1 protein-coding gene is annotated in these 400 nt (G+C 73.2%); it reads left to right on the forward strand.

Annotation, left to right across the window (positions count from 1 at the left end):
* Window positions 1-400: SLAC1 family transporter (locus AC5RWQ_RS30700; RefSeq protein ID WP_494286082.1), on the forward strand; the 400-nt coding region annotated here is incomplete at both ends.

Below are 400 nucleotides of genomic sequence, written 5' to 3' on the forward strand. Positions count from 1 at the left end.
GTACCGGATGATGACGGGCGGCAAGGCGGCCGCCGACGCCGCGTTCGGCGGCTGGCTGATGCCGGTGGTGCCGCCGATGGTCTCGGCCGCGACCGGCGCCGCGCTCGTCCCCCACCTCGCGCCCGGCCAGGGCCGGTTGACGATGCTGCTGGGCTGCTACGCGATGTTCGGCATCAGCCTGTTCGCGAGCGTGGTGATCATCACCCAGGTCTGGGGACGGCTGATGCACCACTCGATCGGCCCGGCCGCCATGGTCCCCACCCTGTGGATCGTGCTCGGCCCGCTCGGCCAGTCCGTCACCGCCGCCAACCTGCTCGGCAACGTCGCCCATCTCGCCCTGCCGCGCCCGTACGCGGGCGCCGCCGAGGCGTTCGGCTTCCTGTACGGCGTGCCCACCTGG

Source organism: Micromonospora sp. BS32, from assembly GCF_059089345.1.